Annotated in this window: 12 protein-coding genes; 6 read left to right on the top strand and 6 right to left on the bottom strand. The window is 39.8% G+C overall.

The genetic code is table 11. From position 1 onward, the window contains the following. Positions 1 to 7: 7 nt before the first annotated feature. Together JXQ92_RS00425 and JXQ92_RS00420 are read right to left on the bottom strand one after the other, a co-directional pair. A complete protein-coding gene (locus tag JXQ92_RS00425; protein WP_421984599.1) occupies positions 8 to 349 on the bottom strand; it encodes a PadR family transcriptional regulator in 342 nt (113 codons plus the stop codon). Positions 350 to 470: 121 nt separating this feature from the next. After that, entirely contained in the window at positions 471 to 1244 is a 774-nt protein-coding gene (locus tag JXQ92_RS00420; protein ID WP_421984598.1) for a hypothetical protein, read from the bottom strand. A gap of 156 nt (positions 1245 to 1400) precedes the next feature. On the opposite strand from JXQ92_RS00420, the gene JXQ92_RS00415 reads away from it, so the two are divergent. The 3 genes from JXQ92_RS00415 (at position 1401) to JXQ92_RS00405 (ending at position 4296) form a co-directional block, all read left to right on the top strand. Next, complete coding sequence (locus tag JXQ92_RS00415; protein WP_421984597.1) at positions 1401 to 3020, top strand: SulP family inorganic anion transporter; 1620 nt, start codon at positions 1401 to 1403, stop codon at positions 3018 to 3020. Between the two features lie 173 nt (positions 3021 to 3193). Further along, positions 3194 to 3724 (top strand): hypothetical protein, encoded by a 531-nt coding sequence (locus JXQ92_RS00410; protein WP_421984596.1) that lies wholly within the window; start codon positions 3194 to 3196, stop codon positions 3722 to 3724. A 5-nt stretch (positions 3725 to 3729) separates the two neighbouring features. Continuing rightward, positions 3730 to 4296: a Crp/Fnr family transcriptional regulator gene (locus JXQ92_RS00405; RefSeq protein WP_421984595.1), complete on the top strand. Its 567-nt coding sequence runs from the start codon at positions 3730 to 3732 to the stop codon at positions 4294 to 4296. A 3-nt stretch (positions 4297 to 4299) separates the two neighbouring features. Here JXQ92_RS00405 and JXQ92_RS00400 read toward each other — a convergent pair whose 3' ends face one another. The 4 genes from JXQ92_RS00400 to JXQ92_RS00385 form a co-directional block, all read right to left on the bottom strand. Beyond that, positions 4300 to 5040, bottom strand: coding sequence for a TIGR00266 family protein (locus JXQ92_RS00400; RefSeq protein ID WP_421984594.1), 741 nt, complete (start codon positions 5038 to 5040; stop codon positions 4300 to 4302). A gap of 68 nt (positions 5041 to 5108) precedes the next feature. Further along, positions 5109 to 6092: a DUF4440 domain-containing protein gene (locus JXQ92_RS00395; RefSeq protein ID WP_421984593.1), complete on the bottom strand. Its 984-nt coding sequence runs from the start codon at positions 6090 to 6092 to the stop codon at positions 5109 to 5111. Positions 6093 to 6245: 153 nt separating this feature from the next. Further along, complete coding sequence (locus JXQ92_RS00390; protein WP_421984592.1) at positions 6246 to 6767, bottom strand: hypothetical protein; 522 nt, start codon at positions 6765 to 6767, stop codon at positions 6246 to 6248. Between the two features lie 135 nt (positions 6768 to 6902). Continuing rightward, positions 6903 to 7976 (bottom strand): serine hydrolase domain-containing protein, encoded by a 1074-nt coding sequence (locus tag JXQ92_RS00385; protein ID WP_421984591.1) that lies wholly within the window; start codon positions 7974 to 7976, stop codon positions 6903 to 6905. 227 nt (positions 7977 to 8203) lie between these two features. Here JXQ92_RS00385 and JXQ92_RS00380 point away from each other — a divergent pair, with 227 nt between their 5' ends. Genes JXQ92_RS00380 through JXQ92_RS00370 form a run of 3 tightly spaced genes read left to right on the top strand, consistent with a single transcriptional unit; the run spans position 8204 to position 13750 of the window. Next, positions 8204 to 8533: a PadR family transcriptional regulator gene (locus tag JXQ92_RS00380; RefSeq protein ID WP_421984590.1), complete on the top strand. Its 330-nt coding sequence runs from the start codon at positions 8204 to 8206 to the stop codon at positions 8531 to 8533. Continuing rightward, on the top strand, positions 8530 to 11127 hold the full coding sequence (locus JXQ92_RS00375; RefSeq protein WP_421984589.1) for an ABC transporter permease: 2598 nt from the start codon (positions 8530 to 8532) through the stop codon (positions 11125 to 11127). Before JXQ92_RS00380 ends, JXQ92_RS00375 begins: the two co-directional genes overlap by 4 nt. Continuing rightward, entirely contained in the window at positions 11120 to 13750 is a 2631-nt protein-coding gene (locus JXQ92_RS00370; RefSeq protein WP_421984588.1) for an ABC transporter permease, read from the top strand. The genes JXQ92_RS00375 and JXQ92_RS00370 overlap by 8 nt, the downstream gene beginning before the upstream one ends. Positions 13751 to 13849: the final 99 nt, after the last annotated feature.

The raw sequence follows: 13849 nt of genomic DNA, 5'->3' as shown, positions 1-13849 counted from the left end.
TTCTTAATCATGATAAGCCTACGAATTCAAGTGCTATATCTGGAACAGCGTTCCAAAGTTGCATGCGTTGCTCTTTCGAGGTGCGCAGCATGTCTTTACCAACGTTTGTTACTGTGAAAAAACGCTTGCGCTTACCACCTCTTACCGATGTAGCTTCGCCCATTTCTGATTTGAGATAGCCTTTTTCTTCAAGCCTTTTAAGTACTACCTGAAGTGAACCTATACTGACAGATCTTTTTAGTCTTGTTTCAATTTCTTCAATGATGGCTACACCATATGCCTCGCCATGTAAGATGGCTACGGTTAGCATCACAACTTCTTCGAATTCGCCTAAGTGATTTTTACCCATGATTATATATTTACCTCAAAAGTAGTTATTATACAGACTCCATGCCAAGTGATTGGTTGCATATTTACCTATATTGTAGTTAATATATTTTTAACTATCTAAATATCAATAAGATAAAGTTTTAAAATGAATTGAACTCTTGTTGAAGAACTAGGTTTACCCAATTATCAAGGCTAACACCCAGCATGGTATAGGTATAATTGGCATCGACATCTAGTGCTGGCGCAGGGGAGGTGTCGTTAATATTGAGGACGACATTCGACAAGTCGTAAAACTGCCAAGTTCTATCGGCGGTGTAAGTACCGGAAACTAAATTTCCACTTTCATTAGTAATGGCATGAAAGTATATCGCATTCTCAGGTGTTCTACCATCTTCCCAAGAAAAAATGGGTGCTATGGGATCCGACTGATCTATGTTTAGTAGTGCATTGTTCAGTTCAGTAGGTTTTTCTGCATATTTGATTCGAATTGGGTTTGAATAGTGAATGGCACCATCTCTTACGAAGGTTACAATACCCCATTTTTCGGTTGATTGTGCTTCTTGTTCAAAGTATCTCAAGAAACCACCAAAAAGAGGCTCGTCATTTAATGGCACTTCGTTATATAGCGAAAAGTCGGTATTGTCTATACTCACTGCGTCAGTTTCGAAATACCTAAAATCCGAGGCGTTGCCTTCGGGCAAAAAGAGGATGGAAACAGGCAGTGCAGCAGAAGCTAGGGCATTTGATTCGCCTCCAAGGGCACAGGCAATAAGTTCATTAACCACGATTGAACCAGAAGTTTCAATATAACCGGCCAACGAATTACTCAAAGGAGAATCATCATTGCTACAGCTTGAAGACAGGAATATGATTAAAACTAGGCCGACTAAATTTCTAAAATTTGTGAATTGCATTGTTGGGACAACTGGTATTGTGTGTGATTAGTTCTACTAGGTAAACGTTTTTATTCCGAAAAGTCACATGGCATACTATTCTTGATTAACTACTGATAATCAATGCGATGCAATCGATAGCTAGACTATTAACGGACTCTATAACCACAGAATCAATTGGAAAGATTACCTTTGCCGCTTGATTTTTTCAAGAGTAAAACCAAAAGCGTGACTTATACTTTTATCAACAGGAAACAAGGGACCATCAAAGATGAAATCCTTTCAGGTCTTACCGTAGCTATTGCTTTAGTGCCTGAGGCTATTGCCTTTGCTATAATAGCTGGCGTAGATGCCAAGATTGGTCTTTTTTCTGCCTTTATGATGGGATTAATTACTTCCCTATTGGGTGGTAGACCGGGTATGATTACGGGAGCCACTGGCGCGGTAGCGGTTGTAATTGCTCCATTAGTGATGCATAGTGGTGTAGAATATCTCTTTCCAACGATAATTGTAGCAGGCCTTTTACAGATGGCCGTAGGCGCACTAAAACTGGGTAAGTTCATAAGAATGGTACCGCATTCGGTAATGCTTGGCTTTGTAAATGGTTTGGCCATTGTCATTTTTATGGCACAATTCAGTCAGTTTACCAGTAAATCAGGCGGCGCGCTCGACAATGCCGGCTTAATTGCTTTTGCAGCATTAATCGCCATTACTATGCTGGTAATGTTTGTGTTACCAAAATTTACGAAAGCCATTCCCTCAGCACTTGTAGCGATTGTATTGGCTTCAGTCGTTGCGGTTTTCTTTTTCCCGAATACAATTACAATTGGTGATAAGGCAGATATGAGTACCATGTCTGACGGCCTTTTTGCACCTTTCTTTATGATGTTTGACGCGATTCCATTTACCATGGAAAGCTTCTTAATTATACTTCCATTTGCCCTTAAGGTGGCTGGTGTTGGATTGATTGAAAGTCTTTTGACACTAACACTTGTTGACGAAATGACCGATACGCGTGGTAGTGGTAATAGAGAGTCAATGGCACAAGGAATTGCCAATGTAGTAACTGGTTTCTTCAGTGGAATGGGTGGTTGCGCCATGATTGGGCAAACAATGATTAATATTAATTCAGGAGCAAGAGCTAGATTATCTGCATTTATAGCGGCTGTTTTCTTGTTGTCTTTTATGCTAGTGCTTGGTGAAATTATTGCCGTAGTGCCGATCGCCGTGTTAGTAGGCGTTATGTTTATGGTGGCTATTGCTACTTTCGAATGGTCTAGTCTTCGAATTTGGAATAAAGTGCCAAAACTAGATGTATCTGTAATAGTGATTGTATCTGTGATTACGGTTATTGAAGATTTGGCTGTAGCTGTACTAGTTGGAGTAATTATTTCTGCTCTGGCTTTCGCTTGGGAAAATGCTTTACGAATACGTGCTAGAAAGTATGTAGACGAACACGGAGTAAAACACTATGAAATTTTCGGTCCGCTTTTCTTTGCGTCGACTACTACTTTCTTAACAAAATTTGATGCCAAGAATGATCCGGATTCAGTGGTTATCGACTTCCAAGAATCAAAGGTAATGGACCAATCTGCCATTGAAGCGATTAACAAAATTGCTGAAAAATATACCACAGAAGGAAAGACCATACACCTAAGACATCTGAGTAAAGATTGTATTAGAATGGTGAAACGTGCTAGCGAGATTTGCGAGGTGAATGTAGTTGAAGATCCGGATTACTTTGTAGCGATCAACGACTATGAACGCAAAATGAAAACCGATAGAGAAACGGTTTAGCACCAACTTACTTCAAGTCTGCTTTCTTAAGCATTAGTTGCTTACTGTTTGATTGTTTCAAAATCAAGCTGAATGCTTGTTATATCCTAGTGGAGCCATTTCTTGCCCTATGTCAAGAAGTTTGCTAATGTGCCTATCTAATTTGCAATGACAACAATCAAAAACTCATTCAAATGAAAAGGAACATTATAATCTCAGTATTTTTAGTTGCCCCCATCTGGTTACAGGCGCAGCAAAAAGGTAAATCTTCTACAATGGAAAAGCACTTCGACAAAATAGAATCACTTATTCCTAAGCGTGATAGTGCTAACCTGAAAATATCAAAATCTGATGTAGCTTGGCATATTGATCACATGCTTAAGGTAGTCAATAAAATATACGACACACTAGCTACTTCTGATCCAAAACAGTATAAATATCAGTTAAGTCTTTCAAGGCCTTTTGTATTCCTGTGGGGCGATTTTCCTAGAGGGATTGCTACTTCGCCAAAGGCAGTATTACCACCTGAAATGATTAAGGATGAAGATATTTATGCTCAGTTAGAAGAAGCACGCAATAAGATGGCGCAACTCGATGACTTACCAAAGAAGAGTTTTTTTTATCATTTCGCTTTCAAAAACTTGAACCGACGCCGAACGAGACGGTTTATTGAAGTGCATACAAAACATCACCTTAAGATTATTCGTGATATTTTGAAAGGGTAAAAAATATGTCTTCGTTTCCAGAAAAAATATATGAAAATGCGGCCCTCACAACCGATGCGAAAAAAGAGCTCTTAAGCATTCACCACCGAAAAGTTATTAAAAAGGGGGAAGATTTATTAAAGCTCGGTGCCAAGAGTAACCATTATTGGATAGTGGAGGAGGGTTTATTGCGCTCGTTTGTCATTAGTCCAAATGGCGATGATATAACAACAAACTTTTATAGTGCTCGTGAGATTGCGATGGAATTTAATGGCTTCTTCTTAAGGAAGCACTCCCTAGAAGCAATGCAGGCGCTTACTGAAAGCGTAGTTTGGGAAGTAAACTTTGACGATTTCTCTCGATTTATGAAGGGCAATGGTCCGTTTGGAACTTGGGGAAGGGAGTGGATGGTGAACTATTTAGTCGCACGCCAACAGTTTCACTTATCAGTTCATACCGATGCTGCACGCGATCGGTACGAACGATTAGTAAAAGAACGGCCTGAGGTTATACGGCTTTCTCCGCTTAAGCATATTGTTTCTTATTTGGGTGTGACGGACAGCACGCTGAGCAGATTAAGAAAGCATCTTTAAGCTTTAGCCATTATCCCTTGTTTGAACTGGTACTTCTTGGATGATTCGATTAGCCAATCTAGAAAACGGAAGACTCTGCAAATAAATAGTTCCAGTGCCACTGAGGGTAGCTAAAAATAGACCTTCGCCACCAAAAAACATAGATTTCATGTTTCCAGCACGCTGTATATCATAGTCGATGCCCGTTGTAAACCCAACAACGCAGCCTGTGTCCACTAAGACTGTTTCATTATTAAGCTCACGTTTGATCACTGTACCACCTGCGTGTAAAAATGCCTTTCCATTTCCCTGAATGTGCTGAAGAATGAAGCCTTCTTTACCGAAAAATCCAGCACCCAAACGCTTAGTAAAAGCGATGTCAAGTTTGGTTCCTAACGCAGCACACAAGAAGGCATCTTTCTGACAAAGAATTTCTCCATTTACCTCATCAAGATCTATTGGAATGATTTTACCTGGGTAAGGCGCTGAAAAACAGACTTTTCTTTTGCCACTGCCCACGTTGGTGAAGTGTGTCATAAATAAAGATTCACCTGTAAGTGCTCTTTTTCCTGCACTAACCAGTTTACCAAAAAACCCTTTGTCAGGTTCTGATCCATCACCCATCTTGGTTTCAAAGTTAATTTGAGTGTCCATCCAGTTCATGGCACCAGCTTCGGCAATAACTGTCTCTTGCGGATCTAATTCAATTTCTACCATTTGCATGTCATCTCCATGCAAGGTGTAGTCTATTTCGTGAGCGTTCATATTTCTTTGTTTAAGGTAGGAATATCAATATTCTGAACTTAAAAAGAAAGTAGTATCAGCAGCCCGATTTAGTTTGATTCTGGTTGGATAATCTCTCTGATCGTGACCCAACCCGTCGGGCTTTTGGCATCACGGATGTAGGTTACCATGGTTCGTCCACTGAAAATAAACGGATCGCCACCTTTTTTTGAAGTCCCTTTGATTGAAAATCTAGTTTGCTCTATCGCCATGTTGCCTTCAATTAAGATGCTCTCAACATTGTTCTGTATAAATTCTAAATGATAGTTTTCAAGGGTTCCTTCAATGCTCTTAATTACAGTTTCTCGACCCTTTTGGATATCGTTGAAACCGAGTGCTTTCTCTACTTTGGGATGATGAAGCTGCTTGATTTTTTCAATATTACCATCAGCAAAAGCTTTTCGAATTTCGGCTCCATGATCAAGGATTTCTTGCCGTATATCGTCGTTCGTTTTGCTTTTAATTCGAACGAAATTCCCTTCATAAAATAAACCAGTTGGTTTGTTAGTGGCATCAAATTGGATCGATTTAAGAGCATATTCGTCTGAGCTGATCCATGTATAAGTGTAGATGCGATAAGTGCCCTCTGGTTCGCCCTCGAAGGAAACTTTTAATCTTAAGTCTCCATTTTCGTTGACTGTGCCTTGTCCCTGACCTGACCTTATCGTACCAAAACTAGAGGAATGAAATACTTCTTTGGTATTGGGGTTGTAAGACCAGAAAATATGCCCGTTTGGTTCTGGTCCATCTACGATTGAAAGTAAACTATTGACAGTATTAATTTGACTAGAAACCGTGTGATGCCCCGGAATTTTTATTGTCTCTGTTTCACCTCCCCAGTTCTGCGTCCAATCTTCGTTTTTAAGTCCCCATTCTCCTATGTATTTTATAAAAGGGTTGATGGAGTTATAGGGTTTTTCAACGGCAAGTTTTTGATTAGAAGTTCTACCGTTTAACTCGTATTTAATCGAGGTTTGTTGTCCGTAACAGATCACGGAACAGAACAGAAAAAGGGTTGCTACTGCGCGTTTCATTTCAAATTGATTTGTTAAGACAACCAATTTTGGGATTTTATTTTTCCCAAATTACCAAGGTCGATGAGGACAATCCGTGATAGATAGAAAACCATTATTGATAGACATACTTCATATGAGCTGGTAATATTGACAATGATGAAATTAGGTCAACTACTGCGTTAGATAATACTGAAGGTTTACAAATTCGATGGAATTTATTACGCCTAAATCCAAAGAGGATTCTTTATCATATATGAGTGTACAGCTAGAATTAGCGGCTAAGGAATTGCACGGGGAAGAGGCGTCAGCAGAGTAGTTGCCGGTTATATTGACCTCGTCAATTAGTAAATTGAAAATGGGGATTCCTTCAACCGGAAAGTCATTAGGATTATTCAATTCAATTGCGAATTGTAGTCGTGATGTATTATTGCCAGTATCTGGCGTAAAGTTGAAGCTTTGAACGGTAAATGAAAAGTTCTCCAATATTGGTGGTTCAATTTCCTGAGATGTTTCAGGATCGGGGAAATCACAGGGTACTTCTTGGGTTATATCGTAGCTGTAAGATTGGTTGTTGACAAGATAGAATTGGGGTATTGTGATGGTTTTTAAACAATCGTCGTCCTCTCCCGAGCCACAACTGCTTAAAAGCACACAGAGTAAAAGCACAAGTTTAGGTAGATGTATTCTTTTCATGGATTAAGTCAAGTAGAGTGTTTGTGCGTTTTAAACAGTCATCAATTGACTTAAACGGTAACGAAGAAATTTGTTTCACATTCTTTAGAGCCTTGGCTTTTTTCTGTTCTATAATAGGTGATGGCAGTGATTGTGTCAATTCATTGCCCCTAATACCCGGCCTAGGACTTTATAGGCTCTTGAATGCCCGTATCGAGGTCCATAAGCGGTTGAAGTAAGTGCAATCACCATGTTTTCATTTGGAATTACGATCAATTGATTACCACCACGACCTGATGCCCATAAATAATCAAATTTTCTACCATTAATGGTCCTAGATTTTTTATACCAGAGCATGCCATAAGCATCAGTTTGCTCCCAATAATCTGTCAGATCAAAGTTTCGGCTGGCGATCAGTTTTTTGATATATTCTGGTTGCACAATCTGTTTGTCAGCCCATTTGCCATTATTGGCTACTAGAACTCCGAGCTTTGCAAAATCTAAGGTAGATATGTACAAAGTACCAGCTGCTACTGTTTGATTCGTCTCATTGGTATACCAATAAAACTGTTTGATGCCTAATGGTTTAAACACTTTTTCGTTGGCAAAGTCTCTTAAGCTCATGCCTGATGTTTCTTCTATAATAGCACCAACCAGCGCAGCATTTATATCTGCATATACCCATTTTTCACCTGGCTTGTCAGCTAATGGCACGCTAAGAATGTATTGGACCCATTCTTCGCCTCCTGACCAGTTTACTGCATGGCCTGGCGTTTCTGATCGATCCGTGTCAGCATCAAGACCCGAAGCCATATCTAGAAGATGGCTGATTTTGATTTTCTTTAAGTCTTCATGTATATCTGGATATTTTTCCTTTGAAAAAAAAGAATAGACATCTTGATCTAAGCGCTCGACTAAACCTTCTTTCATGGCTACGCCGAGAAGTAATGAGCTAATGCTTTTACCAGCTGATCGAATATCGAGAATCTGGTTTCGCCAGTAAGTGTTGAAGTGCCATTCTGTAACCAGTTTATGGTCTTTGATGATGACCAAGCCCGTAAAGTCACTATTGTCGAAATTATATATATCATCGATTAGAGCGTTCATGGAGTCTCTATTCAATCCAGCATCTTCAAGGCTGATACTGGGGAGGTTAGGCACAGGCGGCATCTGTCCATAAGCAATAAAACGTAGACAGACTAAAAGCAGGGTAACGATAATATTTCGCATGGACGTAGTTAATAAGGTTCTTTAAAAGACAGTCAACTACATTAAGGGTTGCATTTAAACGATTTGCCTTAATAAGTGCCTATAATTCAAACAGCAGAGGTTTTTAGTCTCTGATTTTGAATAATATATTTTCAACGCCAAGCAACCCTTTAAAATTGCGATTGTTATTTACTTAACATATATGAAAATAATTATTACTTTTACTTTTGTTAAGTAAATAGATCAGTATGTCAGAACAATCACTTGGTGAATTTGAAGAGCTCGTGCTACTTGTTGTCGCCGCTAATAATAATGAGGCTTATGGTGTGCTCATTCTGGAACAACTCGCCGCTAAGCTCAATAGGAAATTGAATATCAGTGCCATTCATGTTGCGCTCAAGCGCATGGAGAAGAAAGGTTTCGTTGAATCAAGCTTTGGAGGTATTACAAATGAGCGAGGCGGTAGAAGAAAAAAGTATTACCGTATTACGTCAATTGGAAAGAAAATGCTGGATAGGCAATATGAGTTGCGCACCAGTTTCTATCGTCAAATTCCTAAAATTTCATTTGGTCAATGAAACCACAACCGCCAAATAGGTCACTTCGGTTTTTACGCTGGTTTTGTAAAGATGAGTACCTCGAGGAATTCGAAGGCGATCTTATTGAGCTCTACGAGCAATACCATGCGGATTCTCCAAAAAAGGCAAAACGAAAATTCTTCTGGGAGGTGATGAGATGTTTTCGCCCAGAATTTATCAAATCAATATTTCAGGTCACCCCGCACTATCGGGGCTCAAACACAACAGCTATGTTTAAACACAATCTTTTAATCGCATTTAGGAATTTTAAACGTCACAAAGTCTCTTTTTTCATTAATCTAATTGGATTAACTACAGGCCTTTCATGTGCTCTATTGATTTTTCTATGGGTCAATGATGAGAAGAGTATGGACAAGTTCTATAAGCATGAAGCTAGGCTCTATCAAGTCATGGAACATTTCCAACAAGACTTTGGGGTAAGAACTGTTACAAGTACTTCGGGTCTCATGGCAAGTGCCCTAAAGCTGGAGGTTCCAGAAGTTGAGACGGCTGCTGTTACAGGAGCTTTTCAGGATGTAAATGTATCGGTCGAAGAAAAGCTGATACGGGCAAATGGTCTTTATACAAGTGAGGAGCTTTTCAAGATTTTCTCCTATGAGTTCTTGCATAGGAATGAAGAGATGCTTTTTCCAGATAAAAGCTCGATCGTAATATCTGAACAATTGGCATTAAAACTATTCGGTACGACTAATAATATCATAGGGCGAGATATCGTCATTCAACAAGACAAAAAATATTTTGTATCAGGTGTTTTTGAAAACATTCCATCAAATGCATCAGAACAATTTGATTTTGCTTTGCCATACTCCATTTATGAAGAGCTGTTTCCTGGTGCTCTGGAATGGGGAAATAGCGGAAATCAAGTCTATGTCCTGCTACAGGATAATGTGAATGTAGATCAGGTTAACGATAAAATTAAAGATTATATCAATATCAAGACGGATGGTCGAACAACCTTCAGAACACCATTCTTGAAACGCTACTCGACGAAATATCTCTATGGAGAATATAAAGATGGTAAACAGTCGGGAGGTAGGGTAATTTATGTCAAATTGTTCTCAGCGGTCGCCGTTCTTATCCTAATCGTAGGTTGTATCAACTTTATGAACCTCTCTACTTCACAGGCTTCAAGACGGTTGAAGGAAGTGGGCGTAAAGAAGGTAATGGGGATTCAAAGAATGGATCTTGTGTCTCAATACCTACAAGAATCAATGTTGATAGTTTTTATATCAGCTGCTGTATCTGTCGTGTTGACCCTTATTCTTTTGCCTTGGTTTAATGTAGTTACAGGTAAAGTGCTTACACTAGCGTTTGATTTGACTTTCGTGGTGCGGATACTATTGATAGTTGTGACGACAGGCTTCTTAGCAGGAAGTTATCCAGCATTTTATCTGTCAGGTTTCAAGCTATTTACAATTCTAAAAGGGAATCTAAAGGGTTCTTGGAGTGCCATTTGGATACGGAAAGGTCTAGTGGTATTCCAGTTTATCGTTTCACTGGTATTGATAGTGGCGGTTACTGTGATAGACAACCAAATTCAATTTATTCAGGAGAAAGACTTGGGTTATGATCGAGAAAACATCATATCCTTCCGCAGAGAAGGGAAATTGATGGATGACTCGTCATTTGAAACTTTTTTAACGGAACTTGGCCAATTACCCGGAGTCACGAGCGCTTCAAGTATCAGTCATGATTTAGCAGGTCATGCTTGGGGAGTTGGAGGGCCGGTTTGGAAAGGTAAAAACCCAGAAGATGAGACGGAGTTTGAACTTGTACCAGTCCATTACAATATGCTCGAAACTCTTGGAATGGAACTTGTTCAGGGCAGGTCTTTTTCAAAAGATTTTGGGTCAGAATTTAGCAGTATTATTTTTAATGAAAGTGCCATAAAGTTAATGGGGCTTAAGGATCCAATTGGTGAACCAATCAAAGGTTGGGGACCGGAAAGACAGATCGTCGGCGTAGTAAAAGATTTTCACTTTGAATCCCTTCACCAGAATATTAAGCCACTGGCATTTTTACTTTGGAGCGGCAGAACAAATCGGGTAATGGCAAAAATCCAGCCTGGAAGCCAACGACAAACACTTCAGGCCATGGAAAAACTTCACCTTGAACATAATCCAGGGTTTCCAATTCAGTATCAATTTCTAGATCAAATCTATAAGGCACAATATGTTTCAGAGCAAAAGGTCGCGGTTTTATCCAAGTATTTTACTGGCTTTACCATTTTGATTTCAATGATGGGTTTGTTTGCCTTGGTCAATTTCACAGCTGAAAGAAGGTTTAAGGAAATTGGCATTAGGAAAATCCTAGGGTTAAGCTCCTTTGGTATTTTTCGATTGTTATCTCAGGGGTTTTCTAGGCTTATTTTGATCTCGATGGTCATAGGATTACCCATAGGCTTTTTCGCTTCAAAATCATGGTTAGATAATTTCATTTATAAGATTGATATGGAAGTGTGGTTTTTTCTTAGTGCTGGGATTTTGACTTGGGTTGTTGCTCTATTTACCGTGCTTACTCAAGCAGCCAAGATATCCAAAATCAATCCTATTGAATGCTTAAGAGATGAATAAGCCATTTCCGCCAAATAGGTCACTTCGGTTTTTGCGCTGGTTTTGCAAGGATGAATATCTGGAAGAATTCGAAGGTGATCTTATAGAACTCTACGAGCAATACCACGCCGATTCTCCTAAAAAGGCAAAACGAAAATTCTTCTGGGGGGTGATGAGATGCTTTCGCCCAGAATTTATCAAATCAATATTTAAGGTCAACCCGAGCTATCGGGGCTCAAACACAACAGCTATGTTTAAACACAATCTTTTAATTACCCTTAGAAACTTTAAGCGTTACAATGGCTCCTTCCTCATTAACTTGATAGGCCTCTCCGTCGGGCTTTTATCCGTCCTACTTATCTACTTCTGGGTGTATAGTGAGCTTACCGTCGATGCCTTTCATGAGAAAGATAAGCAGCTCTATCAGGTAATGAGAAATTCCAACTATGGTCAGGGAACTCGAGTTCATAACAACAATTCTGATTTGCTAGTCCCTGCCCTAAAGGAAGAGATTGCAGAGGTTGAATATGCTACTTCATTTGTAGAAGTATGGTCTGAGGTATACTTGTCAGTGGGTGATAAAAAACTCAAGGCTGATGGGAAACTAGCGGGCGAGGACTTTTTTAAGATTTTTTCCTATAACCTCATCAAAGGGGATCGTGAGCGTGCACTATCGGATAAAAGTTCGATCGTTTTGTCAAAGCAGTTGGCCGAGTCTCTATCCTCTAATCAAGAAATTGAACTAGGTCAGGTGGTCTCCATTTTGGGAGAAACTGAGTATGGAGCGCGATATGCCGGAGACTATATTGTGACAGGTATCATGGATTTATCAGAGCAAAACGTTTCTGAAAAGTATGACTTCTTACTTACTACAGAGCTATTCTTAAGCAAGCGCAGTCCTGGCAATAACAAATGGAATAGCAACAGTTCTAGAACTTATATCACACTTCGTGAGGGCACCGATATAGTACAGTTTAATGAGAAGCTCGATGACTTTTTCCGAAACAAACGATATGAGAACAATGCTGAAGTAGAGCCAGAGTGGGGCGAGCATATGTTTTTGCAGCAATATTCTACTCGATATCTATACAATCGCTATGAAAATGGGGTACGAGCGGGTGGACGTATTGATTATATCATTCTCTTTTCGGCCATTGGCTTAATGCTGCTTCTGGTGGCCTGTATCAATTTTATGAACTTGTCTACCGCACAAGCTTTTAGAAGACTGAAGGAGGTTGGAGTCAAAAAAGTGGTGGGTGCCTCAAGGAGCGTGTTGGCTTTCCAGCATGTGACTGAATCTGTGATTTTAGCAGGTCTTGCTTCATTGATTGCTGTGCTGGGTGCCATTGGTCTTTACCCAAGGCTGAGTATGATTTCAGGTCGAGATATTCTGATCAGTTGGACTCCAGAACTGATTGGAGGAATTGTTACGATTGTATTGGTGACTGGACTGATTGCGGGAAGTTACCCTGCCTTTTTTATCTCAAGAATGAAGCCCATACAGATACTCAAGGGTAAACTTAAAACTTCAATGGGTGAGGTGCTGGTAAGAAAGGGGTTAGTGGTTTTTCAGTTTTGTGTGTCACTCATCCTCATTATTACAGTGGTTGTGGTAACAAAGCAAATTGAATACACCCAATCTAAGAATTTGGGATACGATCGTGAAAATATAGTCTCTTTCAGAACAGAAGGGAAGTTACTCGAAAACTATGACGCCTTCCTTAATGAGGCGAAGAGTATCAAAGGTGTGGTGAATGCCGGAATCGTTGAGGGAGACCCTATCAACTTTAGAAACTCTGGAGGTGGTTTTCCTAGAAAGGATAAGTTTATGGTGGAGTTTACTTTTGCCCGTGTAGGCTATGACTATTTAGAAACCATGGGGATTGAATTACTTGAAGGGCGTTCATTTTCCAGAGAGTTTGCTAACGAGGAGGAAAAAATCATTCTGAATGAAACTGCGGTGAAGGCCATGGAACTCGAAGATCCGATTGGCAAGGTTTATAATATTAGGGGCAAAAAGGAGGTCATTGGAATTATGAAAGACTTTCACTTTCAATCACTTCATCAAGAGATCAAGCCCAGCTTTCTAATCTTTAGGCCAGAGGATGTGAATCGAGTGGTAATTAAAATAGCTGCCGGTTCTGGGCGAGAAACGCTCTCTGATTTGGAAGAACTTTACTCATCCTTCAATTCAGGTCTTCCTTTCGAATATGAGTTCTTGGATCAAAACTATGAGTCGCTCTATTTGACGGAGCAGAGAACAGCCAGCCTGTATAGATATTTTGCTCTCGTAGCTGTTTTTATCTCTTGCCTTGGGCTATTGGGCTTATCGGCTTTCACCGTTCAGTTAAGGTTGAAAGAGATCGGTATAAGAAAGGTATTGGGCTCAAGTATCTGGAAGATTATTACACTTCTGACACAAGACTTGACTCGAACTGTGTTCATCTCACTGTTAATCTCCATACCTCTTGGTTACTACTTGTCTCAAGGTTGGTTAGAAGGCTTTGCCTATAGGGTTGATCTTAGCATTGGCATATTCGTTGTTTCAGGTGTCGGAATAGTACTAATGGCTTGGGGAATTGTTGCTCTACAGGCGTTTAGGGCTTCGAGAGTCAATCCTGTAGAGTGCTTGAAGGATGATTAGATACATCACGTATAAGGCCTTTTTTAAGCCTAGCTTCACCGAGCTAGGCTTTTTTATGAAAAGTTGCTAGGGCTGAGAATTCCTTAAAACTCGTCATAC

It is taken from the genome of Roseivirga sp. (genome assembly GCF_049099775.1).
In the GTDB taxonomy this organism is placed as follows: Bacteria; Bacteroidota; Bacteroidia; order Cytophagales; family Cyclobacteriaceae; genus Roseivirga.
The sequence above is the reverse complement of the archived record's forward strand: the minus strand, read 5'-3'. Positions and strand labels throughout refer to the sequence as shown.

What these genes read in the sequence shown, in the direction of transcription:
- JXQ92_RS00390 (WP_421984592.1), bottom strand. Translation starts at nt 6,767, where the DNA reads ATGAAAAGAATACATCTACCTAAACTTGTGCTTTTACTCTGTGTGCTT.
- JXQ92_RS00400 (WP_421984594.1), bottom strand. Translation starts at nt 5,040, where the DNA reads ATGAACGCTCACGAAATAGACTACACCTTGCATGGAGATGACATGCAA.
- JXQ92_RS00420 (WP_421984598.1), bottom strand. Translation starts at nt 1,244, where the DNA reads ATGCAATTCACAAATTTTAGAAATTTAGTCGGCCTAGTTTTAATCATA.
- JXQ92_RS00410 (WP_421984596.1), top strand. Translation starts at nt 3,194, where the DNA reads ATGAAAAGGAACATTATAATCTCAGTATTTTTAGTTGCCCCCATCTGG.
- JXQ92_RS00375 (WP_421984589.1), top strand. Translation starts at nt 8,530, where the DNA reads ATGAAACCACAACCGCCAAATAGGTCACTTCGGTTTTTACGCTGGTTT.
- JXQ92_RS00370 (WP_421984588.1), top strand. Translation starts at nt 11,120, where the DNA reads ATGAATAAGCCATTTCCGCCAAATAGGTCACTTCGGTTTTTGCGCTGG.
- JXQ92_RS00425 (WP_421984599.1), bottom strand. Translation starts at nt 349, where the DNA reads ATGGGTAAAAATCACTTAGGCGAATTCGAAGAAGTTGTGATGCTAACC.
- JXQ92_RS00385 (WP_421984591.1), bottom strand. Translation starts at nt 7,976, where the DNA reads ATGCGAAATATTATCGTTACCCTGCTTTTAGTCTGTCTACGTTTTATT.
- JXQ92_RS00395 (WP_421984593.1), bottom strand. Translation starts at nt 6,092, where the DNA reads ATGAAACGCGCAGTAGCAACCCTTTTTCTGTTCTGTTCCGTGATCTGT.
- JXQ92_RS00380 (WP_421984590.1), top strand. Translation starts at nt 8,204, where the DNA reads ATGTCAGAACAATCACTTGGTGAATTTGAAGAGCTCGTGCTACTTGTT.
- JXQ92_RS00405 (WP_421984595.1), top strand. Translation starts at nt 3,730, where the DNA reads ATGTCTTCGTTTCCAGAAAAAATATATGAAAATGCGGCCCTCACAACC.